Genomic DNA, 25,949 nt, shown 5'->3' with positions numbered 1-25,949 from the left:
GGATATTTTTAGCCAGATGAAGGGGCTTCCCGCTGTCTGGTGAGGAGAAACACAGATGAACAAACTGGCGGAATATGACGGCCCGATCCTTGAAATCGACAAGCTGTCGATTTCCTTCTTTACTCGCCTACGGGAAATACCGGCCGTAATGGATTTTTCGGTCAGCGTGCAGCCCGGTGAGGCTGTAGGGCTTGTGGGTGAGTCCGGTTGCGGCAAGTCCACCGTGGCGCTGGGTGTGATGCAGGATCTAGGCAAGAATGGCCGAATCGTTGGTGGCACAATCAAGTTTAAAGGCCGCGATCTGTCCGAGATGACGTCAGACGAATTGCGTGATATACGCGGCAACGAAATCGCGATGATCTATCAGGAACCAATGGCCTCGCTGAACCCTGCCATGAAGATCGGCAGGCAACTGATGGAAGTGCCAATGATCCACGAAGGCGTCGGCGCGGAAGAGGCTTATGCCCGCGCGCTGGAGGTTGTCACCGATGTGCGCTTGCCCGATCCTGAACGTATGCTGAATTCCTTCCCGCATCAGCTGTCAGGCGGCCAGCAGCAACGGATCGTGATCGCGATGGCGCTGATGTCCAAGCCGTCGCTGCTGATCCTTGATGAACCGACGACCGCCTTGGACGTGACCGTCGAGGCTGCTGTGGTCGAACTGGTTAAAGATTTGGGTAAGAAATACGGCACCTCGATGCTGTTTATTTCGCACAATCTTGGGCTGGTTCTGGAGACCTGCGATCGGCTCTGCGTGATGTATTCCGGTGAGGCGGTCGAACGTGGTTCGATCAAGGACGTGTTCGACGAAATGCAGCACCCTTATACTCAGGCGCTGTTCCGCTCGATCCCTCTCCCGGGGGCAGATAAGAACGCCCGTCCTCTGGTGGCCATTCCTGGTAACTTTCCCCTGCCCCATGAACGCCCGCCAGGATGTAACTTTGGCCCGCGCTGCGACTATTTCGAAGAAGGCCGCTGCGACGCCCAAAACATTCTGATGGAGCCGGTGCCAGGCAATGACCGCCATCACACGCGCTGCCTGAAGTTCCAAGAGATCGACTGGAACGCTCCGATCACAGTGGCCGAGCAAAAGGAAAAGGCCGAAATTGGCCGTACTGTTCTGAAGATGGACAACCTCAAGAAATACTATGAGGTGGCTGCAAATGCCTTGTTCGGCGGTGGTGAAACCAAGGTTGTGAAAGCCAACGAAACGCTCAGTTTCGAGGCGCACGAATCTGAAACACTTGCCATTGTGGGTGAATCCGGTTGTGGAAAGTCGACCTTTGCCAAGGTTCTGATGGGGCTGGAAACGGCGACGGACGGGCAAATCCTGCTGGACAATCGCAATATCGAGGCTGTGCCAATCGAAGAACGCGATGCCAAAACGGTGGGTGAGGTTCAGATGGTGTTTCAGAACCCCTTTGATACCCTGAACCCGTCGATGACTGTTGGGCGCCAGATCATCCGTGCGCTTGAAATCTTCGGCGTTGGCAATACAGAAGCCGAGCGAAAGCAACGGATGCTGGAATTGTTGGACTTGGTAAAACTGCCTCGCGCCTTTGCTGATCGCATGCCGCGGCAGCTGTCCGGTGGACAAAAGCAGCGCGTAGGAATTGCCCGCGCCTTTGCCGGAGACGCGCGGATCGTGGTGGCGGATGAGCCGGTCTCGGCCCTTGACGTGTCAGTCCAAGCGGCAGTGACAGACCTGCTGATGGAGATTCAGCGCGAGCATAAGACCACTTTGCTGTTCATCAGCCATGACCTCTCTATTGTCCGCTATCTAAGCGACAGGGTGATGGTTATGTACCTGGGGCACGTTGTAGAACTGGGCTCGACCGATCAGGTCTTTTCCCCGCCCTATCATCCTTATACCGAAGCGCTTCTCAGCGCGGTGCCCATTGCGGATACGTCTATCGAAAAGCAACATATTGTGCTTGAGGGCGATATCCCATCGGCGATGAACCCGCCACCGGGCTGCCCATTCCAAACCCGCTGTCGCTGGAAATCCGAGGTCCCCGGCGGCTTGTGCGAAAAGGACGTGCCACCGGTTAAAACATTGGCCGATGGGCATCAGATAAAGTGTCATTTGGCCGAAGATGTGCTAGCCCGGATGGAGCCAGTCATCAAAATCGCAGCGGAATAGACGTAAGCATTCTACAAATTGGGCGCTGGCGCTGAGCCGGTGCCCTTTTTTGTCCAACGCAACTCTGTGATTGGCGGGCAGTTTGTTGGGATTGAGAGGTTTTGCAATCTGCGTCCGACGTCAGAGTACTCGGCGTCACGACGGACGGCAGGCCGCCGTTAGCCGCCCCAGATCACCTTCACGTAATTCTGGGTTTCCTTGTAAGGCGGTATGCCACCATGTTCTTCAACGGCCTGAGGTCCGGCATTATACGCTGCCAGTGCAAGGCGCCAGGATTTGAATTTACGGTACTGCCACGACAAATAGCGCGCTCCGCCTTCCAGGTTTTGCTTTGGATCATGCGGATTAACGCCCAAAAGCTGCGCTGTACCGGGCATCAACTGCGCCAATCCCAAGGCGCCTTTATGTGACCTTGCATTCGGGTTCCAGCCGCTTTCCTGTTGTACAAGACGCAGGAAAAGCTCTTCCGGGACGCTGTGTTTGCGTGCCGCCTGTCGGGCCAGGGTCATGTATTCGCCGCGATACTTCCCGGTGTAACGTTTGCTAAAACTCGGCTGTGCCGTCTTTGGCTTAAGCCGTTCCGAATCCCTGTACTGAGTCGCCGCACGGCTATCCAAGACCTTGGATTGTTTTAAGAAAATGTCCTTGCGGCTTTTGGTCGACAACGTCTGCGCTGTCACCGGAACCGACACCAGAGCAAAGCAAAAAACAACAAAACACCCAACCAGAAAACGCATTAATGCAAATCTCGCTCGTTCAGGAACCTCGTGAAGTATAGATATTTCAATTAAAAATGAAAGCTTAGTGAACGAAATTGGGTGATTTCTTGCCCGATGTTGCATTCACTAACTGTGTTTCACCCAAGTGTCAGGGCGTATAGGGTCGCTTGGGAACACAGCGTCAGATTCGGGCGCACTTACGTCAATTCAGAACGGGGAAATACATGGCGGGTTCAGTCAACAAGGTGATTCTGGTCGGAAATCTTGGCCGCGATCCCGAGGTTCGTACATTTCAGAACGGCGGCAAGGTATGCAACTTGCGTATCGCCACGTCCGAAACCTGGAAGGACCGCAATACCGGTGAGCGTCGAGAGCGGACTGAATGGCACTCGGTTGCGATCTTCAACGAGGGGCTTGTGCGTGTGGCCGAACAATACCTTCGAAAAGGGTCCAAGGTTTACCTTGAAGGCCAGTTACAGACACGCAAATGGCAGGATCAATCCGGTCAGGATCGATACACGACCGAGGTCGTCTTGCAGGGTTTTGGCTCTACCTTGGTGATGTTGGATGCGCGCGGCGAAAGCGGCGGCGGCGGATATGGCGGCGGTCAGTCAGGTGGATATGGCGGTGGTCAGGCTGGCGGTGGCTACGGCGACCCCTATGGCTCGCAGTCCAGCGCGCCTGCGCCCGCGTCGGGTGGTATCGACGACGACGAAATACCGTTCTAACCAAATCGGAGACATATCATGACATGGTCCTTTTCACTCGGCCGCGTTCTTGGGTCGGAACTAAGGGTCCATGTCACCTTTTTTCTACTTCTAGCGTGGGTCGGATTTGCGGCCTATTCCAGCGCAGGCCTGCCAGCAGCAATCGAAAACGTCGCATTCGTTCTGGCGCTGTTTGCGTGCGTCGTGGCACACGAATTTGGCCACGCCCTTATGGCGCGGCGTTTTGGGATCAAAACCCCCGATATAACCCTGTTGCCGATTGGCGGGTTGGCCCGGCTGGAAAGGATGCCGGAGCAGCCAATACAAGAGGTCTGGGTTGCCCTCGCCGGACCAGCGGTGAATATCGTCATTTGGTTTGTACTGGTCGCGCTTGGGGCGGGAATGCCGCTTGAAACAATGGCGCAGATCGACTCGACAGACTTCGGTCTGCTGAACCGTCTGGCTTACGTGAACCTGCTGTTGGCGGCGTTTAACATGATACCCGCGTTCCCGATGGATGGAGGGCGGGTATTCCGGGCGCTTCTTTGCTTGAAAATGGATCGCGTCAAAGCCACGAGGATCGCCGCCTCGGGTGGGCAGGTCGTGGCTGTCGCGCTTGGTTTTTTAGGGTTGAGCTCCGGCAATCCTATTTTGGTGCTGATCGCGATATTCGTCTTTGTCGCTGCCAATTCCGAAAGCCAGGATGTCGCCATGCGCTCCGTCGCGCGCAGGGTTCTGGCGCGTGATGCAATGATCACCGAGTTCCGCGCCCTGTCACCAACTGACTCGTTAGCGACTGCTGCTCAGGCCGTCATCAGCACCACTCAGCACGAGTTTCCTGTTTTGGATGGCAGCGGAGTTCTGCAGGGCTTTGTGACCCGGAATCGGCTGTTTGCTGCATTGGCCGGGGACACGCCCCGCTCGGAACCGGCGACGTCCATTATGGAGACAGATATTCCACGGGTTCAACTGACCAGCGGGCTCGAAACCGTATTGGACACTTTATACAAGGGTGCCCCGGCCATCGCGGTCTGCACGCAGGCCGGGAATATGGTTGGTTACATCACCCGTGAGAATATTGGTGAGTTGATGGTCATCCGAAGCCGGTGATCACACTGCCTCCAGCGCGTCCTCCAAAACAGAAATTACTGCGTCGCGCGGCACGTCCGCAGTGACAAAGGCCTTACCAATGCCACGTGCCAGAATGAACCGAAGCTGACCGTCAATAACCTTTTTGTCCTGCGCCATAAGGTCAACAAGGGCCTCGGCACTTGGCAGCTGACCTGGAATATCTGCCAGATCGGTTTTCATCCCCATTGCCCGCAGATGTGCTCGAACACGGCTGGGATCTTCCTGCGAACACAGGCCCAGGCGCGCGGACAATTCAAACGCCAGCGCGCAACCGATGGCGACACCTTCGCCATGAAGCAGCCGGTCGGAATAGCCGGTCGCAGCCTCAATCGCATGACAGAACGTATGGCCAAGGTTCAGCAATGCGCGGTCGCCCTGTTCGGTTTCGTCACGGGCCACGATATCGGCTTTCATCTGGACCGAACGTGTTACCGCATGAACCCGAGCGGCCATTTCACCGCCGGATACGGATGGGCCATTGGCCTCGAGCCATTCAAAAAACTCGGCATCGCCCAGCAGGCCGTATTTCACAACCTCACCATAGCCTGACAGGAAATCGCGCGGCGTCAGCGCATCCAGCACCGAGGTATCTGCCAGAACCAGTGTCGGCTGATGAAAAGCTCCAATCAGGTTCTTGCCTTGCGGCGCGTTGATCCCGGTCTTGCCACCTACCGAACTGTCAACTTGCGCCAGCAACGAGGTCGGGATTTGCACGAACCGAACACCGCGCCGCAGAACCGCTGCGGCGAAACCAACCAAGTCGCCAATGACTCCGCCACCAAAGGCGATAACGACATCCCTGCGCTCGATTTTTTCGGCCAGCAGCCATTCGACCGTACGCTCGAAATGCGGCCAGCTTTTGGTACCCTCACCTGCAGGCAAAGTCAGAGAGGTCATTTCAATCCCGCTCGGGGCCAGACCTTCGCGCAGGGCCTCCAAGTGCAGCGCGCCAACGTTCTGATCTGTCACAACGGCCACCTTTGGGCGATGCAGCAGCGGGGCGATCCGGGCGCCAGCCTGCGCCAACAAGTTGGGGCCGATTTCAACGTCATAGGAACGTTCACCCAAGTCTACGTGTACGGTTTGATGCATTACTTCTGTTCCAAAACATCGGGGCGTGTTGCAAGCGCATCCAACACCCGGTTCACCATATTGTCGATCGAGGTCTCACCATCCGACTCTGCGATCAAGTCGGCCTGCGCATAAATCGGGACGCGCTGTTCGTACAGGTTGCGCAGGGTCGCGTAAGGATCCACCGTGCGCAACAAGGGGCGCGTGTCTTTGTGTTTGACCCGGTTCCACAGAACCTCAAGATCGGCCCGGAGCCAGACAGAAACACCGCGCTCGGAAATCATGGTGCGATTCCGTTCAGCCAGAAAAGCCCCGCCCCCCGTCGAAAGAATGCCCTTTTCCTCGTCCAGCAATCGCCCGATGACCTGCGATTCCTTGCCGCGAAAGAACGGTTCTCCATCACGTTCGAATATCTCGGGGATCGTCATGTTCGCCGCCGATTCGATCTCGGCATCGCTGTCAAGGAACGGAACGCCCAATCGGGCAGCAAGCGCGCGCCCCACGGCGGTCTTTCCCGCTCCCATCATGCCAACAAGAACCACCGTTTTGTGCAGGACAAACCCCGCCCCAGCTTCCGTACCGGAGGTGTTATGCTTAATTTCGCTCATTTCACCGTGAATGACGTGATCTTAAGAAAAATGCTAGCTATAACTATGGCAAAAGAGAAAATTGGGGCAGCGTTGAGCAATGGGCCGTCTAATCAAGTTCTTAGTATATCTGATTTGCCTGTGTTTTGTCGGGCTGGTGGCATACGCCTATCTCGGGCCGTTTTTCGGCGCGGACTTTTCGGCCCCGGAAGGCGAAATCCGAGAACCGGTAATCCTGAATGTGGAATAAAACCGCACTGCTGGCGCTGTTTGTGGCCGGATCGGCGCAAGCGCAGCAGGAACCCCTTTCTGTTATTGAATGGTTAAGCAATCCGCCAGAAAACCTGCCGGAAACCGTTTTGCTTGAACCACCAGTGACACAAACAGGTGTGCAACCGGGGGTCGAGGTCACGCCGCTTGAGGCTTTGTCGCAACCGCTTGGGCTGGTGTCGTCATCTGTAACCGGGCTGCCCGTGGATATGTGGCAAAACAGCGACCCTGACCGTCTGGCATCGCTGATCGCCCAAGCACCGCTGGATCACAACCCTGCCATGCAACGATTGCTGTTCACACTGTTGTTGTCCGAAGCGCGCGCACCCACCGGGCCGAATGCCGAGGAAACGCTGCTGCTGGCGCGGTTAGACCGGTTGATGCAGCTGGGCGCCGCCGATCCCGCGCAATCACTGGTACAACTTGCTGGCCCGACCAACAGTCGCGAGCGGTTTCAGCGTTGGTTTGACGCCACCCTGTTGACCGGGGATGAAGACCGAAGCTGCACAGCTTTGATCGCGCAGCCACATCTGTCGCAGGACTATGCTGCTCAGATATTTTGCAAGGCGCGGCGCGGTGATTGGAGTTCTGCAGCATTAACGCTGGAGGCAGCCCACGCGCTGCAGGTTCTACCGCCCGAAGATCTAGATGTTCTGGACAGGTTTCTCAGCCCCGAATTGTTTGAAGACGCCGAATATCTGCCGCAGCCGGACAATCCCGACCCGCTGAGTTTTCGGCTGTTCGAAGCCATTGGAGAGCGCCTGCCCTCGGCCCCTTTACCCCGCGCATTCGCAAATGCAGACCTGCGCGACGTTGCCGGGTGGAAAGCACAGATCGAAGCGGCGGAGCGTTTGACGCGGATCGGCGCACTTACACCCAACCAGTTGCTAGGGCTCTATACCGAGCGTGACCCTGCGGCCTCGGGCGCGGTTTGGGATCGCGTGGCCGCGATCCAGAAATTCGAAAGCGCGCTGGAATCCGGAAAACCCGGAGCCATTGCCAAAACGCTACCGCCTGTCTGGGACCAAATGCGCGATGTCGGGCTAGAAGTTCCTTTTGCCGAGTTGTTTGCTGGCCGATTGTCGCAGTTTTCACTGCCTGATCCCCAAGCCGAAAACCTTCGGTGGCGCATCCTGCTGCTGTCGGACCTATATGAGACGGCCGCCCTCTCACCACCAAACCAGTCGCAGGAAAGTCAGTTTCTCGCGGCTCTGGCGCAAGGCGACCCTGGGCGCGCCCGCACTCCGTCACCGTTGGCTGATGCGGTGGCGCAGGGCTTTGCCTGGGCCGCGCCAATCCCGTCGGATATCGAGGCGATGCTGAACAACGATCAGTTAGGCGAGGCCATTCTGGAAACGATGGAACTGTTCGCCCACGGCGCACGGGGAAATCTGGTCGATCTGACCGCGGCCATCGCAACACTGCGCCGGGTGGGGCTTGAGGATACTGCCCGCCGTGCGGCCTTGAACCTTCTGATCTTGCAGGCTTCGTGACGATGGCGTCCCCGTCCACATCCGACTCGTGGATTTCCACCTTTCTGCAGGCACAAGCGGCAGAGTTGGGCGCAGCCAACAACACATTGTTGGCCTATGGTCGCGATCTCAAGGATTTTGCGGCGTGGTTAGGGGCGCGAAAGGCCGGGTTTTCCAACGCTGAACGCGACCTGATCGAGGCTTATCTGATCGACTGCGACGCCCAAGGGTTGGCGCAGTCTACCCGCGCGCGGCGGTTGTCGGCCATCAAACAGATTTACCGATTTGCGTTCGAAGAAGGCTGGCGAGACACCAACCCCGCCATTCAAATCAAGGGTCCAGGGCGCAAGAAACGCTTGCCCAAAACGCTGGACGTGCCCGAGGTTGACCGCCTGCTGCAAGCCGCCCGCCAGACCGGACGCACCAAGGCCGACAGGGTGCGCAACACCTGCCTGATGGAGGTGCTATACGCCACCGGTATGCGCGTGACCGAGTTGGTTTCACTGCCGGTCTCATCGGCACGGGGCGATCCGCGTATGCTGCTGGTGCTGGGCAAGGGCGGCAAGGAGCGGATGGTACCTCTCTCCCCCCCTGCCCGCGATGCGCTGGCGGCGTGGCTAGTGATGCGGGATGAAAACGAAGATCAACTGGTCGCAGACGGTTGTCAGCGGTCTAAGTTCCTGTTCCCTTCACGCGGGAAATCCGGCCACCTTACACGTCATATGTTTTTTCTTTTGGTCAAGGAATTGGCGGTTCAGGGCGGGGTCTCGCCAGAAAAGGTCACTCCGCATACGCTGCGCCATGCCTTTGCCACACATCTGCTTGCCAATGGCGCAGACCTGCGGTCAATCCAAACCCTGCTGGGCCATGCCGATGTGGCGACGACAGAAATCTATACCCATGTCCTGGACGAGCGACTGGCTGAACTGGTGTTAGAGCATCACCCGCTGGCGAAAGACTCCGAAGACAAGGGGTAACCCCTTGATCCGCAGGGGTCGCGCCCCCATAACCATTGCAGAAAAACCAACAACCAAGGACCGATGGAACCCTCTTCTTCTTTGATCGACGGCGCATTCTGGGTAACCACAGGCGCCATTTTGTTGTTGCTCGTCCTATCGGGCTTTTTCTCGGGTTCTGAAACGGCATTGACCGCATCGTCGCGCGGAAAGCTGCGGGCGCAGGCCGACAAGGGGTCTCGCGGAGCGCAAAAGGCGCTGGAAATCACCGACGATAATGAGCGGCTGATCGGTTCGGTCCTGCTTGGCAATAACCTGGTAAACATCCTCGCCGCCTCGCTGGCGACTGCGCTGTTTACGCGGCTTTTCGGCGAAAGCGGCGTTGCCCTGGCAACGCTGGTGATGACCCTGCTGGTTCTGATCTTTGCCGAGGTTCTGCCCAAGACCTATGCGATTACAAACTCGGAAAAAGCGGCTTCGGCGGTGGCTCCGATCATCAGCGTCGTTGTTACGGTCTTTTCGCCGATTGTGGCGGCGGTGCGCCTTTTGGTGCGCGGGGTTCTGCGCCTCTTCGGCGTTCAGATCGACCCTGACAGCAACATCCTTGCCGTGCGTGAGGAAATCGCAGGCGCTTTGCAACTGGGCCACTCCGAAGGCGTGGTTCAGAAAGAAGACCGCGACCGCATTCTCGGCGCGCTGGACTTGGGTGACCGGGCAGTGGAAGAGATCATGCTTCACAGGTCAAATATCGAGATGATCGACGCGGACGATGCGCCCGAGGCTATCTTGCAGCAATGTCTGAAAAGCCCTCATACCCGGCTGCCTGTATTCCGCGATGAACCTGAAAACATCGTTGGCGTTGTTCACGCCAAGGATCTGTTCCGCGCCATGTATGCACAGGCTGGGGGAAATCAGGGCGATGCCAACAGGCTGAAGGAGTTCGACATCTCAAAAGTGGCGAATGACCCTTATTTCGTACCAGAAACCACGACTCTCGACGACCAGATGCGGGAATTCCTGCGGATGCACAGCCATTTTGCGCTGGTTGTGGACGAGTATGGCTCGTTACGGGGTCTGATTACGCTTGAAGACATCCTTGAGGAAATCGTTGGTGAAATCGCCGATGAGTTCGATATCGAGGAAGACGTCCCCGTGACCCGTACCGAAGATGGACAGTTCCTGATCGAGGGCGCGATGACCATTCGAGATGTGAACCGAGCGATGGACTGGTCTCTGCCTGATGATGAGGCGAACACGCTTGCAGGTCTTGTCATTCACGAGGCTCAGATGATCCCCGTGATTGGTCAGGTCTTTTCGTTCCACGGCTTTCGGTTCGAAGTCACCGCCAAGGATGGCAATCGGGTGACGGAACTGAAGATCAGGCCGCTTTAGGTCGAATTCTGGAAAACAAACTGGCCCCTTTTTGGGGAAACTATCTTGTTGCGCAGGGCAAGTGTTCGGCGAAAGATCAAGTTCTCCCGCAGTTCCAAGTGCACGGGTCGGTTAAAACCGAACCCTAGCCGGTCCGTCACCTAACCGTGTTGCATTCTGCCTGACACAGACTTCTGAAACGACACGATCTGTCGCATTCGGCGTTGCGCCAAGGACCGTGCTGATCAGACTGGCCGAAATACTGACGGAGGCTTTCATGAAACTCGAAACCCGCGTGGCGGTAATTGGCGGCGGCGTCGTCGGCTGTTCCGTACTGTACCATCTGACCAAACTTGGCTGGTCAGACGTCATGCTGCTTGAGCGTTCGGAGTTGACCAGCGGCTCGACCTGGCATGCGGCGGGCGGGTTTCATACCTTGAACGGCGACACGAACATGGCGGCGCTGCAAGGCTATACGATCCGGTTGTACAAAGAGCTTGAGGAAATCACTGGCATGTCCTGTGGCCTGCACCATGTCGGCGGTGTGACGCTGGCCGACAATCAGGACCGGTTCGACATGCTGCTGGCTGAACGCGCCAAACATCGGTTCATGGGGTTGGAAACCGAAATCGTCGGACCGGAAGAGATCAAGAAAATCGCGCCCATCACCAATACCGACGGGATCATCGGCGCGCTTTACGATCCGTTGGACGGGCACCTTGACCCATCGGGCACAACGCACGCCTATGCCAAGGCTGCTCGGATGGGCGGCGCTACGATCGAAACACATTGCATGGTTCGCGAAACCAATCAGCGCCCCGATGGCACGTGGGACGTTGTCACGGACAAAGGCACCATTCACGCGGAGCACGTGGTAAACGCAGGCGGCCTTTGGGCTCGCGAGGTTGGAGCGATGGCAGGCATCTACTTCCCGCTGCACCCGATGGAGCATCAGTATCTGGTGACGGATTCGATCCCTCAGATCGAAGCGATCATCGACGCAGGCGGCGAGCATCCGCATGTCATGGACCCGGCTGGCGAAAGCTATCTCCGGCAGGAAGGGCGCGGTCTTTGCATCGGTTTTTACGAGCAACCCTGCAAGCCATGGGCGGTCGACGGCACACCGTGGGAGTTCGGCCATGAACTGCTGCCTGACGACTATGACAAGATCACCGACAGTATCGAGTTTGCGTACAAACGCTTCCCTGTCCTCGCCGAAGCCGGGGTAAAGTCGGTGATCCACGGGCCGTTCACCTTTGCGCCGGACGGGAATCCGCTGGTCGGGCCAGTGCCAGGGGTGCGGAACTATTGGTCGGCCTGCGGCGTGATGGCCGGTTTCAGCCAAGGCGGCGGTGTTGGTCTGACCCTGGCGCAATGGATGATCGAGGGCGAACCCGAACGCGATGTTTTTGCCATGGACGTCGCAAGGTTCGGCGACTGGATCAGCCCGGGCTATACCCGCCCGAAGGTGATCGAGAACTATCAGAAACGGTTCAGTGTCGCCTACCCGAACGAAGAACTGCCCGCCGCACGGCCCAACCGCACGACCCCGATGTACGACATCTTCAGCGATCTGGGTGCGGTCTGGGGTCAGCAATACGGGTTGGAGGTTCCCAATTATTTTGCCCAAGGCGACGAGCCAAGCTATGAGACGCCGTCGTTCCGCCGCTCGGACGCGTTTGACGCAACAGGGCGCGAAGTGCGTGCAGTTCGTAGCGCTGTTGGCATCAACGAAGTCCACAATTTCGGCAAGTACCGCATAACGGGACACTCGGCGCGTGACTGGCTGGACCGGATCATGGCTGGGCGCATTCCAAAACCGGGCCGGGTATCACTGACCCCTATGTTGTCGGCAAAGGGCAAGCTGATCGGGGATTTCACCGTTTCCTGCCTGAAGGAAGGTGAATTCCATCTGACAGCCTCGTACGGTAGCCAAGCCTTTCACATGCGTTGGTTCCTGCAGCATCAGGAAAACGGCGTGCATGTCGAAAATATCAGCGACAGGTTGAACGGTTTTCAGATCGCAGGCCCGAACGCGGCACAGGCTCTGTCGGCCTGCACCCGAGATGACATCTCGGACCTGCGGTTTCTGGACGTGCGGCGCATGACGGTCGGCATGACGGACTGTATCGTGCAGCGTGTCAGTTATACAGGCGATCTGGGGTATGAGATTTACTGCGATCCGATGGCCCAAAGGCAGCTCTGGTGGACATTGTGGCAAGCCGGCCAATCGCATGGCATGGTGCCTTTCGGCATGCGCGCGATGATGAGCCTGCGTCTGGATAAGTTCTTTGGATCGTGGATGCAAGAATTCTCGCCCGACTATACTGCCGCCGAAACGGGTCTGGACCGTTTTATCTCCTTCTCGAAAAATACTGACTTCATCGGCCGTTCCGCAGCCGAAAAGGATCGAGCGCAAGGTCCCACACGCAAACTTGTGGCCTTTGAAGTCGACGCCAACGATGCCGATGTCAACGCGTACGAACCGATTTGGCTGGATGGCGTGGTTGTCGGCTTCTGCACATCGGGCGGGTATTCGCATTATGCCGAGAAGTCAGTTGCCCTTGGATTTCTGCCGGTGGATCGGGTAACCGACGGGTTGGAGGTTGAAATCGAGATCCTTGGTCAAATGCGTAAGGCTCGGGTGATTTCGGAGCCTCTCTTTGATGCGGACGGCGCGCGGATGCGGGGATGACACGGACCGGTTGTGGCGGCATGGTGGTTTAATGGCTAATATACCCATCATTCTGCTCGCAGCCGGCCAATCCAGCCGCATGGGTGGTCAGGACAAGCTGCTGCAGACCGTCGAAGGCCAACCCTTATTGCGCCGCACAGCAATGATTGCGCGGGACGCGGCACCTGTGATCGTTGCCCTGCCCCCTGCTCCGCATCCCCGGTATGAGGTATTGGACGGGCTGGCGTTACGCAAAGTTGAAATTGCGGATGCAAGTGAAGGCATGAATGCCAGCCTGCGCGGTGCATTGGCGCAAGTACCGCCTGACGCGCCCGCGGTCATGGTGTTGCTGGCGGACTTGCCTGTGATTACGACCGATGATTTGAACGCCGTGCTTGCGTCCGTGAGGACCCACCCTGAAAAGCTGATATGGCGCGGGGCAACAGCCGACGGCAAACCGGGTCATCCTGTGGTTTTCGACCGCCGCCTTTTTGACCAACTTGGTGAGTTAACAGGGGATGACGGTGCGCAATCCATCGTGCGCGCGCAGGCTGACAAACTGCACTTGCAAACCCTGCCTGATCAAAACGCTCTGCTTGATCTGGATACGCCTGAAGACTGGGCAAAGTGGCGCGCAAAACGTGGCCCCAAAACGTAACGCGGCCCGGTCGATAACGACCGGGCCGGTACCCAAAACAGGACTACCACTTTTCATCAATCCCGGAAACGCGGCCAATCGTGTCAGTAGACACCCTTGGCTGTTCCGCCGCCGAACCTAAACAAGACCCCCTCGTTAACATGCCGCTCAGCGTTTCCAGTGACTGTGACAAGCCTTCGACACCCCCTAGTGCCGTCGGCTCCCCCTCGCTTGGGCAAATCCATCGTCACCGATCCGACCGGATCAAACAATGTAAAATTGGAAGGAGCGGTGGATTTTGTCAGTCTCAGAATGGTTTTTCCGCAACATCCCTAAGGCATCGATCCACCTAAAGGCGAGTTGCAATCCGTCGCTCGAATCTAATTTCACCCAATAGGCACATGCTTATTTGGCAATCTGCTGTCTTTGGCATGATTTGTTTTCGCTCATATCTTCGTTGCGTGAGCATTACTACAACTCAAAGATGATCTTCTTTAAGCCGAAATTATGGGCAGCGGATTTGTTAACAAATTTCATTCAATTCAACCCTTTTTGCTCTTTGTCACCTAAACCGGCAACAATCCACCGATTCGTCTGGGTTGATTCGCACAAATCCTCCGATTTCTCCCCTGAAACCGCGAACTGCGGACAGACGTTTGTGGCAAAATTAAGAATTTTTAACAGTTCAAACAGAAAACACACAGATTAAACGCGCATCTCCTGCTTGAACACGCGGCAACGACCGCGTGCACAAACAGGAGATAAAAATGAGCATTCGCAAATCCTCTCTACTTTTGCCCGGGACAGCCGGTTGGGTTGGTGCCGGAACACTGGGCGCGGCCATGCTGGCGACCACCGCCCTGCCCTCTCTGGCCGACGAAGCAGTGGCTGATCTGGTTGAGGCCGTATCACCGTCGGTTGTTACCGTGATCGCCGAACAAGGCGCAGCTCCGGTTCCCGCTCAGGGTCGTCAGTTCGACTTTGATCAACACCCGTTCGGAGAGTTTTTTGAACGCTTCGGCCTGCCGGAAGGGTTCAACGCGCCGCAGCGCGGACCGGCACAGGGTCTTGGGTCGGGTTTTGTTCTGGATGAGGCCGGATACATCGTGACCAACCATCATGTTGTGGAAAACGCCGCGTCTGTGACGGTTCGCCTGTCAGATGACCGCAGCTACCAAGCCGAGATCATCGGAACCGACCCGCTGACCGATATTGCCGTTCTGAAGATCGACGCCGACGAAGCTTTGCAAGCCGTTGAGATGGGCGATAGCGACGTGATCCGCGTCGGCGAGGACGTTGTGGCAATCGGCAATCCGTTCGGCCTCCACGCGACCGTGACTACCGGAATCGTTTCGGCCAAAGGGCGGAACATCTCGGACGGGCCATATGCTGAATTCATCCAGACCGATGCGGCGATCAACAAGGGCAACTCAGGAGGGCCGCTGTTCAACATGGACGGCGAAGTGGTCGGCGTGAACTCGGCCATCTACTCGCCCACAGGCGGGTCGGTGGGCCTTGGCTTTGCCGTGACCTCAAACATCGTGGAGCACATCGCTGCTGACCTGCGCGATGACGGCCAGGTCAGCCGTGGCTGGCTGGGTGTCTCGATCCAGAACGTCAGCCCGGACCTTGCGGCGGCACTGGGCATCGACAGCTACACCGGTGCGCTGGTATCGGACGTTGTCGACGGCAGCCCAGCCGAGGGCGTGCTGCAACAAGGCGATGTCATTCTGACTTTCAACGATGAGCCGGTCGACTCCAGCAGCGATCTGCCGCTTCTTGTTGGTACCACTAAGGTCGGCACTGACAGTGTATTAACTGTTTTGCGCAATGGTAAGGAACAACAGGTTCAGCTGACCATCGGCCAACATCAAAGCGCCTCGGCCCAGGTCGACAAGCCTGTGGACGAAGGCATCTCGGGCACCACGCTGGGTGTCACCGTCGCTCCGCTGACCGACAGCAATCGTGCCGAAATGGGTGTGGGGGAGAATGTCGACGGTGTGGTCGTCACTGACCTAACACCCGACAGCCCGGCGGCCAAAGCCGGTCTGCAGCGGGGCGATGTGATCGTTAAGCTGGGCGGTAAAGAAACCGCAACTCCGGACGCGTTTAAAGCCGCACTGGACAGCGAAAAAACCGATCCCGCACTTGTTCTGATCAATCGCGGCGGAAACCAGATCTTCGTCGCGGTGGAAATCGCCTGATCTGAGACAAGCGCGCGCCACATGACGGGGAGATATTGGCGGGCGCCTCCCCGGTGGTTTGATTTGTCCGCAAACTGCCGGGACTGCCGGGTGCGCAACGACGCACCCGGCACGTAACGCCCCTAAAACCAAGTGCTTTACCCGATATTTTGTGTTTAAATCTGGGTAGAAAGGAACTCGGATCATGAGCCGCCGCCTGCTGATCGTCGAAGATGACGAAGACACCCGTGAGTTCATCGCCAAGGGCTTTGGTGAGGAAGGTTACATCGTCGAAGCCGCCGAAGATGGCCGTGAGGGGTTGTACCATGCCACTGACGGCGGATTTGACGCCGTTGTGCTGGATCGGATGCTGCCGGGCTTGGACGGATTGTCCCTGATCAAATCCATGCGCGCGGCAGGTGTGAAAACGCCGGTTTTGATGCTGACAGCAATGAGCGCAGTTGACGAACGCGTCAAAGGGCTGCGCGCCGGGGCGGATGACTATCTGGTCAAGCCGTTCTCTTTCCAAGAACTTCACGCCCGGATCGAAGCACTGCTGCGCCGTCCGCAAGAGGCCGAGGAAAGCCCGACGCTGACCTGCCGTGACCTTGAAATGGATTTGCTGACCCGCAAGGTCACCCGCAACGGGCGCGAGATTACCCTGACCCCGCGCGAATTCCAGATTCTGGAATTTTTCCTGCGCCGGAAAAACCGCGTGGTGTCGCGGACCATGTTGCTGGAGGGTGTTTGGGATTATCACTTTGATCCAAACACGAATGTTGTCGATGTTCATATCTCAAAGCTGCGCCGCCAGTTGGACGAAGGTGGCGAGCCGCCGATGATCGAAACCGTCCGGGGCGCCGGTTACATGATATCTGATGGATAACATCCGACTGTCTTTCAACAATTCCCGTACACGTCTTATTCTGGCCAGCATGGCTCTGAGTACGTTGTTGACGGCCACCATCCTTGCGCTGGTCTATGTCACGGCGAACCGCACGATTGAGGGTGAAACCCGTTCAGTCGTCTCAGCCGAACTGACCGGGCTTGCGGATGAATATGAACGTCGCGGCCTGCTTGGGTTGCTCAGGGCAATTGAGCGGCGCATTCCGACCGCAGCGGAAAGAGACGCCCTGTATCTGCTGACAGATCCGTTTGGCGTCAAGCTGGCGGGGAACCTCAAACAATGGCCTGATCACATCGCCGCCGGCAGTGGTTGGGTCGATCTTGAGTTGCGCCGCGCAGACAATGACGAACTGGTTCCGATCTCGGCCGCTTCGGTTCGCCTTCCCGGAGGTGAGCGTCTTTTGGTCGGCCGGGACGCGCTTGCACGACAACAATTTGATCGCGTGCTGCTGCAAACCGTTGGCATCGCCTTGGGCATTGCCTTGGGGCTGAGCGTTCTGACCGGATGGTTGTTCACCCGACTTGTCTTTGCCCGCCTGTCCGATATAGCCAATACGGCCGAGGATATCGTTTCGGGCGATCTGTCCCGGCGAATGCCCCTGCGCGGCACCGGGGATGAATTCGATCAGGTGTCCGGGACGCTCAACACCATGTTGGACCGGATCGAAGAACTGGTCAGCAACCTGCGCACCACGTCGAATTCCATTGCGCATGATCTACGCTCGCCTCTGTCACGCCTGAAACAACGGGTCGAAACACTGTCTGATCCTTCCAAAACGGATAAGGAGCGCGCGATTGATATCGCGCGTGCCAGTGTGGAAATCGATCACGTGCTGCGCGTGCTTGGGCAACTGACCGAAATCTCGCGGGCCGAGGCAGGTGTCGGACGCGAACAGTTCGAACCGGTAGACCTACAGCAATTGGTTGCAGACGTGGTCGAGTTGTATGAGCCTGTTGCCAGTGACCAGGGCATCCAACTCAAGGTCACCGGAACGACCGCGCCCATACCGGGGCATCGCCCTCTGTTGTCGCAAGCGCTGTCAAACCTACTGGAAAACGCAATGAGATATGCGCCGCAGGATACGGCTGTCACAATCAACTTATCTGACGATGGCGCTTATACATGCCTCAGCGTCCGTGATCAGGGTCCTGGTGTTCCGCAACAGGATCTGTCGCGCCTGCAAATGCCGTTTGTCACGCTTGACCCCGCCCGCACCGAACGCAACGCCGGTCTGGGGCTGGCGCTGGTGGCCGCGATTTCTCACATGCACGCTGGCGCGTTTGAGGCACGCAATTGCGATCCCGGACTAGAGGCAAAGATCAAACTGGCGCGAAAGACTTAGGCAGGTACGCCGCTAGTTGCCATCGTCTTGTTCTTGTAGCGTTTATCCGCGGTGACATCGGCCCCAAACCAATCAGGGGGCGTGTAGGCACTGGCCTCTGCCTCAGTTTGAAACTCCACCTCTACCAATCGAAGCGGGGCCAAGTCCCCAAGAAACACATCCAATTCATACACGCGCCCGTCCGGCAACTGACCGGTATAGCGCTCCTTTTCCACCCTGCGGCCCGCTGTCTCGGGCCAGAAGGTTTCAAATTGCTCAGAGGAGATTTCGGCCTCACGCTCAACCCGCACCATCGTGCCGCCGCCCTTGAGGGTCAGGAAGAACTTATCGTTCTTCTGACGCAGGCGCAGTTCCGTTGAATCGTCTGGTGCAGTCAAATAGCCCTGACGTACGACGGCTTTGTCTGCGCCGCTCAGATCCGGCAACTTTGCCACCAGAAACTTGCGCTCAATCTCCGTACTCATTTGGTTGAAACCACTCCGTTTTCCAGTTCATCAAACAACGCCTGATAGGCGGTGTTCGCCACGCTGCGGCCGGCATAGATGCTGACCGGGGCGCGATTTTGCCCCATCCGCTCGATATCCGCTGCAAATGGTACTTCTGTTTGAAGAAACCGTTTTTTGTATAGCTTTCGCATCTTTTCCATCGTCTCAAGGTGCAAAGTCTTTCGCCGCTGCACCATCGAGAAGAACGCCTTTATCTTTTTCTTGGGCAACTTTTGTTCGTCGAAGAAACTGACCAATTGCTCAAGCGTTCTTTCAGAAAGCGTCGTAGGGATAACGGGTACAACGATCAAATCGGCAGCCTTGAAGATATTCTCGGACAAGGTAGAAAAGTTTGGTGGGCAGTCCAGTATGATAACGTCATAGTCGCTGCCCGCTGAAACAAGCGCTTTTTTCAACCGTGATCGTTTGTTCCGCATCCGCGAGAGGAACACGTCAAAATCGCGAAAAGTCAGGTTCGCAGGCAGTACGTCCAAGCCTTCAAAATCACTGGCCCGGATCGATTTGGTAAAACGCTGCACGTCCTCGAAAAACCGGGCGTCTGTCAGTTTCTTGGAGGGCTTCACCCGAAAATAGAATCCAGACGCCCCTTGTGGATCAAGATCGCATAGCAGCACTTTGAACCCTGCTTGCGCATAGGCGTAGGCCAGGTTTACCGAGGTTGCGGTTTTACCCACACCGCCCTTGTTGCTGTAGCAGGCAATGATCTTCACGCCTCAGTCCTCCTTATGGTGAAACAGGGTTCGGAACAGGTCCTGGATGTCCGGGCTGTCGAAATGTTGGAAATTGGCGATCACGCGCTCACGCTCGGCTTTTTGGCGCTGGTCCAGCACGGCAATCAAGCCACCGACGGACATGGCAAGCTGAGCATTCGCGCGACCCTGCGCGTTGCTTTGGGCCGCAACAAACGCATGCAACGCTTCTTGCTGGACCGAGTAGTCGTTGAACAGGCCAAGGTTATCCTGAAGCTTTTTCAGTGGTTTGATGAGCGTTTTGAAATCACCTTTGTCGAACAGAGGGGCAAAGAACTCCATCAAGTATCGCAGTTTTTTGCAATCGATCCGCAGGTCATGCACGATCTCATCCGGGGTGTCAGGAGTGATGCTGCGCGCCAGTTTGCACACCTTGCGATACCGCTTCCAAATCAGCGCACAGGCGTAGTCATAGGCACCGCGTTTCGCATTTGGGCCCGGTTCCAACCCCTTGGTACCAGAAAACAACTTTGAAAGATCGTTCATCTGTCGTTCGTAAGTCGCGCTTCGAAAGCGTTTGGACAGGCTTGTAAGGGCTTTTGTCCTTTCCTTTTCGAATTGCTCAAACATGGCTTGCACGCCCGGATGAAGATTGGGCGGTATCAGATTGAAGTAGATGTCTTTCTCCAAAAGATAGACATCCAAATCCCGCACACGCCCGGTTGGCGCCATCAGGTCCGAGAATTCACGTTTCAACGCGTCTGTCTGTTTTGGAGAAAACACGCCTTTGAACAGGCTCAGAACAGACCGGATTCTCCGCAGCGAAACGCGATAATCGTGCAGGAATTCAGTGTCGATATCAGCAATGACCCCCGCTTCATTCTGGCGTGCAACGGCCAGAAAAGTACGGATAATATCCACGGCCACTTCGATCGACGGCTCCTGCGTGCCCAGTTGAACCTCGGGCTTGGCGTTATAGGGAATGCTGTCTCGCAAAAGGGTTTGAAACACAGGCTCGAGACCAGACGTTCCCGCCGTGATGCTCTGCAACGTCGAACAGACGGATTGAAAGGCCCGGTCGTAGCCGCGCATAGGCTGAACATGCACAAGCGCGACCTGTCCTTTCTCCGAGGTTAGCGAAAAGACACTGCCCCGAACTTGTGTCTTTTGCAGGTCGTCCAGCACCTTGTAGGTGCCGAGCTCCATCGTGCCGGTCCCGATGCTCATCAACGCGCGCAGCTTGGGAAATCCAGCCAAGGCGTCACGCACCGGACCTTCTGGCAAATCCTGCACAAATCTTGCTTTGCCGCTGTCTTGAACCAACACCTCGCCGTCGCTTTGCAGCAGGTGCAACTTGCCGTTGATCTCAAGCAATAACCGCCCTTCTGCCCGCAATGACTGATCATGGCAGTCCAGCAGGTTGAACACGCAGGCAGTTGTCGGCGCGTCGAACACCGGGGTCAAACCTTTCAGCTCACCAGCGAGTTTGTTTACATCAAATCGACCCGGAAGGACAAAGAAACCACTTGTCTGCTTCATAACGAGCGACCTTTTTTCCAAGTATCAAGGTAGTCGTTCTCTAGTGTCGCAGTTACTTTCTGATTACTGGCACCTTCGTCTATCAAGCAGAGTCTGAAGGTCCTTGTTGTCTTGCTGTTTAACCCAAGCGACGCTTTCTTTTTTCTGTTGCCGGATATTTCGCCGATACACCTACTCTTTGACATCCGAACCCCATTACGACACGAACTCATGAAATCGCACATCGCCGCATGTGGCAAGTCCGATGAAATTCTGATCCTGCGTCAGGTCGACATCACCGCAGCACATGGCTATTAGATGCGCATGTCTGACCCCATCACTTCGATCCGCAATCTCGGCCCGGCATTTGAGCAAGCCTGCGCAAAGGCAGGCATCCACTCGGCGCAACACCTGCGCGAGATGGGTCCGGATGAAGCTTATGCGCGCATACTTCAGGCCGGTACGCGCCCGCATTTTATTGGGTATTACGTGCTGGTCATGGGCCTGCAAGGCCGGCCCTGGAACGACTGCAAAGGCGAAGAGAAAAAGGCGCTGCGCCAACGATTTGACGCAATAAAAGCCAGTGTCAGTTTAAAGCCCGAAACGCAGATAATCTCGGATTTGGATGCGGTTGGCGTGCGTGTCTCGGCAGACGATCTCAAACCCGTATAAAAAAGGCCACACCCGATACCGGGAGCGGCCCTAAAATCCAAGCTGATGGCAGTTTAGCCAACCAGTTCGATTCCCGAGAAGAAATACGCGATTTCCACAGCAGCGGTTTCCGGTGCGTCCGATCCGTGGACCGAGTTTTCACCAACCGACTCGGCAAACTCGGCGCGGATGGTGCCGGGGGCCGCGTCTGCGGGGTTGGTTGCGCCCATGACTTCGCGGTTCTTTGCAATGGCGCCCTCGCCTTCCAGAACCTGAACAACAACCGGAGCCGAGGACATGAACTCGCACAGTTCGTCATAGAACGGGCGCTCAGCATGCACTTCGTAGAACTTGCCAGCCTGTTCCTTGGTCATGTGGATGCGCTTTTGCGCAACGATGCGCAGTCCAGCTTCTTCGAACTTGGCGTTGATCTTGCCAGTCAGATTGCGGCGGGTTGCATCGGGCTTGATGATCGAGAATGTGCGTTCCAGTGCCATTTTGGCCTCTCCTTACCTTAAGGCGCGGGGTCGCGCCGAAATCCATCGCGCGCCGCGTATCACGGTATTTGCGATATGAAAAGCACTATGATGCGCTGCGGCTCAGATCGCGTCGGGCAATGGGTCGCGCCTGTCGACCCAGCGCACATACAGGACAGCCAGCAGACCCGCGAAGCTGCACGCCCACATCATTCCCAACACAAGGAACGGACCGTTTTCGGGGCTGACCCAAAGCCCGGTAAGCGAGGTCAGAACAGCGCCCAGGGCAACGATCATCGCCCCCGAAAGACCCGCAGCGCTACCTGCCAGTTTGGGGCGGACTGACATCAGACCTGCGCTAGCGTTGGCATTTGTCAGACCGTTGCCGAACCCGACGAAGATGGCAGACCCGAAGAAGACCCAAACCGAACCGAGATCCGCTAGGAACAGCAACACACCCCCAAGCGGCCCTGTCGACGCGACAACACGCCCGATCAGGATCATTGTGGTCAGCTTTGTTCGCGCTGCGATCCGTCCAGTGATGAAATTGCCCACCATGAAGCCGCCCGTGATAATACCAATCCCCAACCCCAGCATCGCGGGGCTAAGATCGAACCACGCCGCCGCCACAAGGGGCGCTCCGGTGATGAAGCTGTAGAACCCTCCGATAGAAAACGCCGCGCATAGGGCGTACCCCCAGAACCTGCGGGCGCGAAACAGGTGAGGGTATTCCGCCAGCTGGGCCGCAAAAGTTGAGGATCGATTGGTATTGGTCTCTCCCATATCGGCCCACAACAGAACCAGAACCCCTGCCCCCAGTATTGAATACAGGACAAAGCCTGCGCGCCAACCGAACAAGCTGTCGAGCGCACCGCCCAGCATCGGACCCAGCATCGGGGCCAGTGCCATCGCCATCGTGACATACCCTAACTTGCTGGCGGCCTCGTTGGGTGGATGCATGTCCCGTATGGCAGCGCTGGACAGAACAGGCCCGGCCACGACTGCGGCCTGTAGCAATCGAAACCCAAGAAAGCCCCAGATCGTGTCGGCCAGAACGCAACCGACCGAGGCCAACACGAAAACAGACATACAGATCAAAAGGATGGGTCGACGACCAAACCGGTCAGACAACGGCCCCATTACCAGTTGCAGCACGGCAGATACGGCCAGATAACCGGCGACCGAGAGGTTCACCAACGCGTAATCGACCTGAAAATCCTCGGCCATTCGTGCCAGCGATGGCAGGAACATATTCAGCGTCAAAACTGACAATGCGGTCGCGAACACCAAGGTAATCAGGGAAGGAGGCGAAGAAGCCGCGCGCATTTTTTATCCGTCCAAAGCCAACCGGACCAGCGCTAGCACATAGGTTCAGTAATGAACACGCCTACCCGCTGGCGGCGTCTCGGATGCTCTGATAAGAGCGGCGCATGTTACGGATCGAAGACATCACCTATGCGGTCGAAGGCCGCCCTCTTTTTGACGGTGCCAGCGCAACCATTCCGGATGGCCACAAGGTTGGTCTGGTTGGTCGCAATGGGACCGGAAAAACCACCCTGTTCCGTTTGATCCGGGGCGAGTTGGCCTTGGAGTCGGGTAATATCGCCCTGCCGAAACGCGCCCGGATCGGAGGGGTGGCACAAGAGGTGCCGTCCTCTGATGTCTCGCTGATCAATACAGTTCTTGCCGCGGATACCGAGCGCAGCTCGCTGATGGCCGAGGCCGAGACCGCCGAAGACCCCGCGCGCATTGCCGATATTCAGACGCGTCTGGCCGATATCGACGCCTGGTCGGCCGAGGCCCGAGCGGCCTCGATCCTTAAGGGTTTGGGGTTTGATGATGATGACCAACTGCGCCCATGTTCCGATTTCTCGGGTGGTTGGCGAATGCGCGTTGCGTTGGCGGCGGTGTTGTTTGCACAACCTGACCTGCTGCTGCTGGACGAACCGACCAACTATCTGGACCTTGAAGGTGCGCTTTGGCTGGAGAGTTATCTGGCGAAATACCCCCATACCGTGATCATCATCAGCCACGACCGCGGGTTGCTGAACCGTGCGGTTGGCTCGATTCTGCACCTTGAGGATCGAAAACTCACCTATTACGCGGTGCCTTACGACAAATTTGCCGAACGTCGGGCTGAACGTCTGGCGCAGGCCGAATCCGAGAATGCGAAGGCCAAAGCGCGCATCGCCCATTTGCAAAGCTTTGTGGATCGGTTCCGCTATAAGGCATCCAAGGCGGTTCAAGCACAATCGCGCCTGAAGATGATCGAGCGCATCCAACTGGTTTCAACGCCACAAGAAGCCGCGTTGCGCGCCTTTTCATTCCCCGAGGCCGAGGAATTGTCGCCGCCGATCATTCAGATAGAAGGCGGCGTCACGGGATATGGCGAGACCGAGGTGTTGCGACGCCTGAACCTGCGTATTGATCAGGATGACCGCATCGCCCTGCTGGGCAAGAACGGTCAGGGCAAATCGACCCTGTCCAAGCTTCTGTCTGATCGTCTGCCCCTGATGGCGGGCAAGATGACCCGTAGCAACCGGTTGCGCATTGGCTATTTCGCGCAGCATCAGGTGGATGAATTGCACGTGGACGAAACGCCCCTTGACCATCTGCGGCGGCTGCGCCCGGACGAAGCTCCGGGAAAGTGGCGCTCGCGTCTGGCTGGGTTCGGGTTGAACGCCGATCAGGCAGAAACACTGGTCGGTCGTCTGTCGGGTGGTCAAAAGGCTCGGCTGTCACTGTTGATCGCCACCATCGATGCCCCGCACATGCTGATCCTCGACGAGCCAACCAACCACCTGGACATCGAAAGCCGCGAGGCGCTCGTCGAGGCACTGACCGCCTATTCCGGTGCCGTGGTTCTGGTCAGCCACGATATGCATCTGTTGTCTCTGGTCGCGGACAGGCTGTGGCTGGTCTCGGACGGTACGGTCAAACCCTTTGAGCAAGATCTTGAAGCCTATCGCGCCATGCTGTTGTCGCGTGACAAGCCGGTCAAGGAAAAACAACAAGTGGTAACGCCCAAACGCCCTTCGCGCGATACCATGCTGGCCCTGCGCGCCGAACTGCGTAGATGCGAGGACCGGATCGAAAAGCTGACGGATATGCACGAAAAACTATCGGCAAGGCTTGCGGACCCGGCGCTGTATGAAAACGACAGGATCAACGATCTGGAAACCTGGAACCGCAAGTTCGCCGAGGTCGTCGAGGCGATGCAAAAGGCCGAAGCCCTATGGGTCGCGGCCGCCGAACGCCTTGAAAACGCCGAGAATGCCGCGTGATTGACCTGGCGTTTTTCGTCACCGCGTTTACTACCCTGTTCGTGGTGATCGACCCATTCGGTACTACCCCGATCTTTGTTGCGATGACGCAAGAAATGGACGCGCGTGAGCGCCGCAGAACGGCCTACCGCACCTGTGCCGTGGCGTCTGGTATCCTTGTTGCCTTTGCCGCCTTCGGCGAGGCCGTTCTGGGCTTTGTCGGCATCTCGATGGAGGCGTTCAAGGTCGCTGGTGGCGCGCTGTTGTTTCTGACCGCACTCGATATGCTATTCGAACGTCGTACCAAACGCCGTGAGGATCGGGCCGAGGTTGAAGAGCACCCCGACCCGTCTGTGTTTCCGCTGGCAATTCCGCTTGTGGCCGGGCCGGGTTCGATTGCGACAATCATCCTGCTGGCGGGTCAGCATCCGGGCATTCTGGGCATTGCCGAGGCGACCTTGGTGATGCTGGCGGTCATGGCCGTGGTTCTGATTTTCTTTCTGTTGGGCGGCCTGATCGCGCGTATATTGGGTAAAACGGGGCTGAACGTCATTACTCGGTTGTTGGGGATGCTGCTGGCGGCGCTGTCGGTTCAGTTCATTCTGGATGGCCTCAAGGCCTTTGGTTTTGCCTCATAAACACCCATATATCTGATGTGATGTTGATAAGGGTATTC

Annotated in this window: 24 protein-coding genes; 16 read left to right on the top strand and 8 right to left on the bottom strand. The window is 57.1% G+C overall.

Annotation, left to right across the window (positions count from 1 at the left end; translation table 11 throughout):
* The first annotated feature begins 55 nt into the window (after positions 1-55).
* Complete coding sequence (locus tag AVO44_RS07730) at positions 56-2,143, top strand: dipeptide ABC transporter ATP-binding protein (protein ID WP_068334920.1); 2,088 nt, start codon at positions 56-58, stop codon at positions 2,141-2,143.
* A 158-nt stretch (positions 2,144-2,301) separates the two neighbouring features.
* Here the strand turns inward: AVO44_RS07730 and AVO44_RS07725 are convergent, their stop codons facing one another.
* Entirely contained in the window at positions 2,302-2,880 is a 579-nt protein-coding gene (locus AVO44_RS07725; RefSeq protein ID WP_068334917.1) for a lytic transglycosylase domain-containing protein, read from the bottom strand.
* A gap of 206 nt (positions 2,881-3,086) precedes the next feature.
* On the opposite strand from AVO44_RS07725, the gene ssb reads away from it, so the two are divergent.
* Together ssb and AVO44_RS07715 are read left to right on the top strand one after the other, a co-directional pair.
* Complete coding sequence (gene ssb / locus AVO44_RS07720; RefSeq protein WP_068334914.1) at positions 3,087-3,590, top strand: single-stranded DNA-binding protein; 504 nt, start codon at positions 3,087-3,089, stop codon at positions 3,588-3,590.
* 18 nt (positions 3,591-3,608) lie between these two features.
* The gene (locus tag AVO44_RS07715) at positions 3,609-4,679 is read left to right on the top strand and encodes a site-2 protease family protein (protein WP_068334911.1); all 1,071 of its coding nucleotides are present in this window, start codon (positions 3,609-3,611) and stop codon (positions 4,677-4,679) included.
* Here the strand turns inward: AVO44_RS07715 and aroB are convergent, their stop codons facing one another.
* The gene (gene aroB, locus AVO44_RS07710; protein WP_068334908.1) at positions 4,680-5,792 is read right to left on the bottom strand and encodes a 3-dehydroquinate synthase; all 1,113 of its coding nucleotides are present in this window, start codon (positions 5,790-5,792) and stop codon (positions 4,680-4,682) included.
* Positions 5,792-6,379 carry a shikimate kinase gene (locus tag AVO44_RS07705; protein WP_068334905.1) on the bottom strand — a complete coding sequence of 196 codons (588 nt, stop codon included), beginning with the start codon at positions 6,377-6,379 and terminating at the stop codon, positions 5,792-5,794. Before AVO44_RS07705 ends, aroB begins: the two co-directional genes overlap by 1 nt.
* A 79-nt stretch (positions 6,380-6,458) precedes the next feature.
* On the opposite strand from AVO44_RS07705, the gene AVO44_RS21270 reads away from it, so the two are divergent.
* The 9 genes from AVO44_RS21270 to AVO44_RS07665 all read left to right on the top strand — a co-directional run bounded on the left by AVO44_RS21270 (position 6,459) and on the right by AVO44_RS07665 (position 18,170).
* Positions 6,459-6,608: a hypothetical protein gene (locus AVO44_RS21270; protein ID WP_169794838.1), complete on the top strand. Its 150-nt coding sequence runs from the start codon at positions 6,459-6,461 to the stop codon at positions 6,606-6,608.
* Positions 6,598-8,121, top strand: coding sequence for a hypothetical protein (locus tag AVO44_RS07700; RefSeq protein ID WP_068334902.1), 1,524 nt, complete (start codon positions 6,598-6,600; stop codon positions 8,119-8,121). Before AVO44_RS21270 ends, AVO44_RS07700 begins: the two co-directional genes overlap by 11 nt.
* A gap of 2 nt (positions 8,122-8,123) precedes the next feature.
* Positions 8,124-9,077 carry a site-specific tyrosine recombinase XerD gene (locus AVO44_RS07695; protein ID WP_068334899.1) on the top strand — a complete coding sequence of 318 codons (954 nt, stop codon included), beginning with the start codon at positions 8,124-8,126 and terminating at the stop codon, positions 9,075-9,077.
* 63 nt (positions 9,078-9,140) lie between these two features.
* Complete coding sequence (locus tag AVO44_RS07690) at positions 9,141-10,448, top strand: HlyC/CorC family transporter (protein ID WP_068334896.1); 1,308 nt, start codon at positions 9,141-9,143, stop codon at positions 10,446-10,448.
* Positions 10,449-10,704: 256 nt separating this feature from the next.
* Complete coding sequence (locus tag AVO44_RS07685; RefSeq protein WP_068335304.1) at positions 10,705-13,122, top strand: GcvT family protein; 2,418 nt, start codon at positions 10,705-10,707, stop codon at positions 13,120-13,122.
* Between the two features lie 31 nt (positions 13,123-13,153).
* The gene (locus AVO44_RS07680; protein WP_068335301.1) at positions 13,154-13,759 is read left to right on the top strand and encodes a nucleotidyltransferase family protein; all 606 of its coding nucleotides are present in this window, start codon (positions 13,154-13,156) and stop codon (positions 13,757-13,759) included.
* Positions 13,760-14,505: 746 nt separating this feature from the next.
* The gene (locus tag AVO44_RS07675) at positions 14,506-15,942 is read left to right on the top strand and encodes a Do family serine endopeptidase (RefSeq protein ID WP_068334893.1); all 1,437 of its coding nucleotides are present in this window, start codon (positions 14,506-14,508) and stop codon (positions 15,940-15,942) included.
* Positions 15,943-16,126: 184 nt separating this feature from the next.
* Positions 16,127-16,807, top strand: coding sequence for a response regulator transcription factor (locus AVO44_RS07670; protein ID WP_068334890.1), 681 nt, complete (start codon positions 16,127-16,129; stop codon positions 16,805-16,807).
* Positions 16,800-18,170, top strand: a complete 1,371-nt coding sequence (locus tag AVO44_RS07665) for a sensor histidine kinase (RefSeq protein WP_068334887.1) — start codon at positions 16,800-16,802, stop codon at positions 18,168-18,170. The genes AVO44_RS07670 and AVO44_RS07665 overlap by 8 nt, the downstream gene beginning before the upstream one ends.
* Here the strand turns inward: AVO44_RS07665 and AVO44_RS07660 are convergent.
* The 3 genes from AVO44_RS07660 to AVO44_RS07650 are packed head-to-tail and all read right to left on the bottom strand — an operon-like array spanning position 18,167 to position 20,904.
* A complete protein-coding gene (locus tag AVO44_RS07660) occupies positions 18,167-18,634 on the bottom strand; it encodes a CYTH domain-containing protein (RefSeq protein ID WP_068334884.1) in 468 nt (155 codons plus the stop codon). The two genes, AVO44_RS07665 and AVO44_RS07660, sit on opposite strands and share 4 nt — an antisense overlap.
* On the bottom strand, positions 18,631-19,386 hold the full coding sequence (locus AVO44_RS07655; protein ID WP_068334881.1) for a ParA family protein: 756 nt from the start codon (positions 19,384-19,386) through the stop codon (positions 18,631-18,633). The genes AVO44_RS07660 and AVO44_RS07655 overlap by 4 nt, the downstream gene beginning before the upstream one ends.
* 3 nt (positions 19,387-19,389) lie before the next feature.
* The gene (locus tag AVO44_RS07650; RefSeq protein WP_068334878.1) at positions 19,390-20,904 is read right to left on the bottom strand and encodes a CHAD domain-containing protein; all 1,515 of its coding nucleotides are present in this window, start codon (positions 20,902-20,904) and stop codon (positions 19,390-19,392) included.
* 147 nt (positions 20,905-21,051) lie between these two features.
* On the opposite strand from AVO44_RS07650, the gene AVO44_RS21465 reads away from it, so the two are divergent.
* Together AVO44_RS21465 and AVO44_RS07645 are read left to right on the top strand one after the other, a co-directional pair.
* Positions 21,052-21,201, top strand: a complete 150-nt coding sequence (locus tag AVO44_RS21465) for a hypothetical protein (RefSeq protein ID WP_205626532.1) — start codon at positions 21,052-21,054, stop codon at positions 21,199-21,201.
* Between the two features lie 6 nt (positions 21,202-21,207).
* Complete coding sequence (locus tag AVO44_RS07645; RefSeq protein WP_068335298.1) at positions 21,208-21,555, top strand: TfoX/Sxy family protein; 348 nt, start codon at positions 21,208-21,210, stop codon at positions 21,553-21,555.
* A 53-nt stretch (positions 21,556-21,608) separates the two neighbouring features.
* Here the strand turns inward: AVO44_RS07645 and ndk are convergent, their stop codons facing one another.
* A complete protein-coding gene (gene ndk / locus AVO44_RS07640) occupies positions 21,609-22,031 on the bottom strand; it encodes a nucleoside-diphosphate kinase (RefSeq protein ID WP_068334875.1) in 423 nt (140 codons plus the stop codon).
* Between the two features lie 102 nt (positions 22,032-22,133).
* On the bottom strand, positions 22,134-23,336 hold the full coding sequence (locus AVO44_RS07635) for a multidrug effflux MFS transporter (RefSeq protein WP_068334872.1): 1,203 nt from the start codon (positions 23,334-23,336) through the stop codon (positions 22,134-22,136).
* Positions 23,337-23,440: 104 nt separating this feature from the next.
* Between AVO44_RS07635 and AVO44_RS07630 the strand changes: the two genes are divergently transcribed.
* Together AVO44_RS07630 and AVO44_RS07625 are read left to right on the top strand one after the other, a co-directional pair.
* Positions 23,441-25,294: an ABC-F family ATP-binding cassette domain-containing protein gene (locus AVO44_RS07630; protein WP_068334868.1), complete on the top strand. Its 1,854-nt coding sequence runs from the start codon at positions 23,441-23,443 to the stop codon at positions 25,292-25,294.
* Positions 25,291-25,911 carry a MarC family protein gene (locus AVO44_RS07625; protein WP_068334864.1) on the top strand — a complete coding sequence of 207 codons (621 nt, stop codon included), beginning with the start codon at positions 25,291-25,293 and terminating at the stop codon, positions 25,909-25,911. Before AVO44_RS07630 ends, AVO44_RS07625 begins: the two co-directional genes overlap by 4 nt.
* Positions 25,912-25,949: the final 38 nt, after the last annotated feature.

Origin of the sequence: Ruegeria profundi, from assembly GCF_001507545.1 — a bacterium.
Taxonomy (GTDB): Bacteria; Pseudomonadota; Alphaproteobacteria; order Rhodobacterales; family Rhodobacteraceae; genus Ruegeria; species Ruegeria profundi.
Note: the sequence above shows the minus strand (reverse complement) of the source record. Positions and strands in the feature narration are given on the sequence as shown.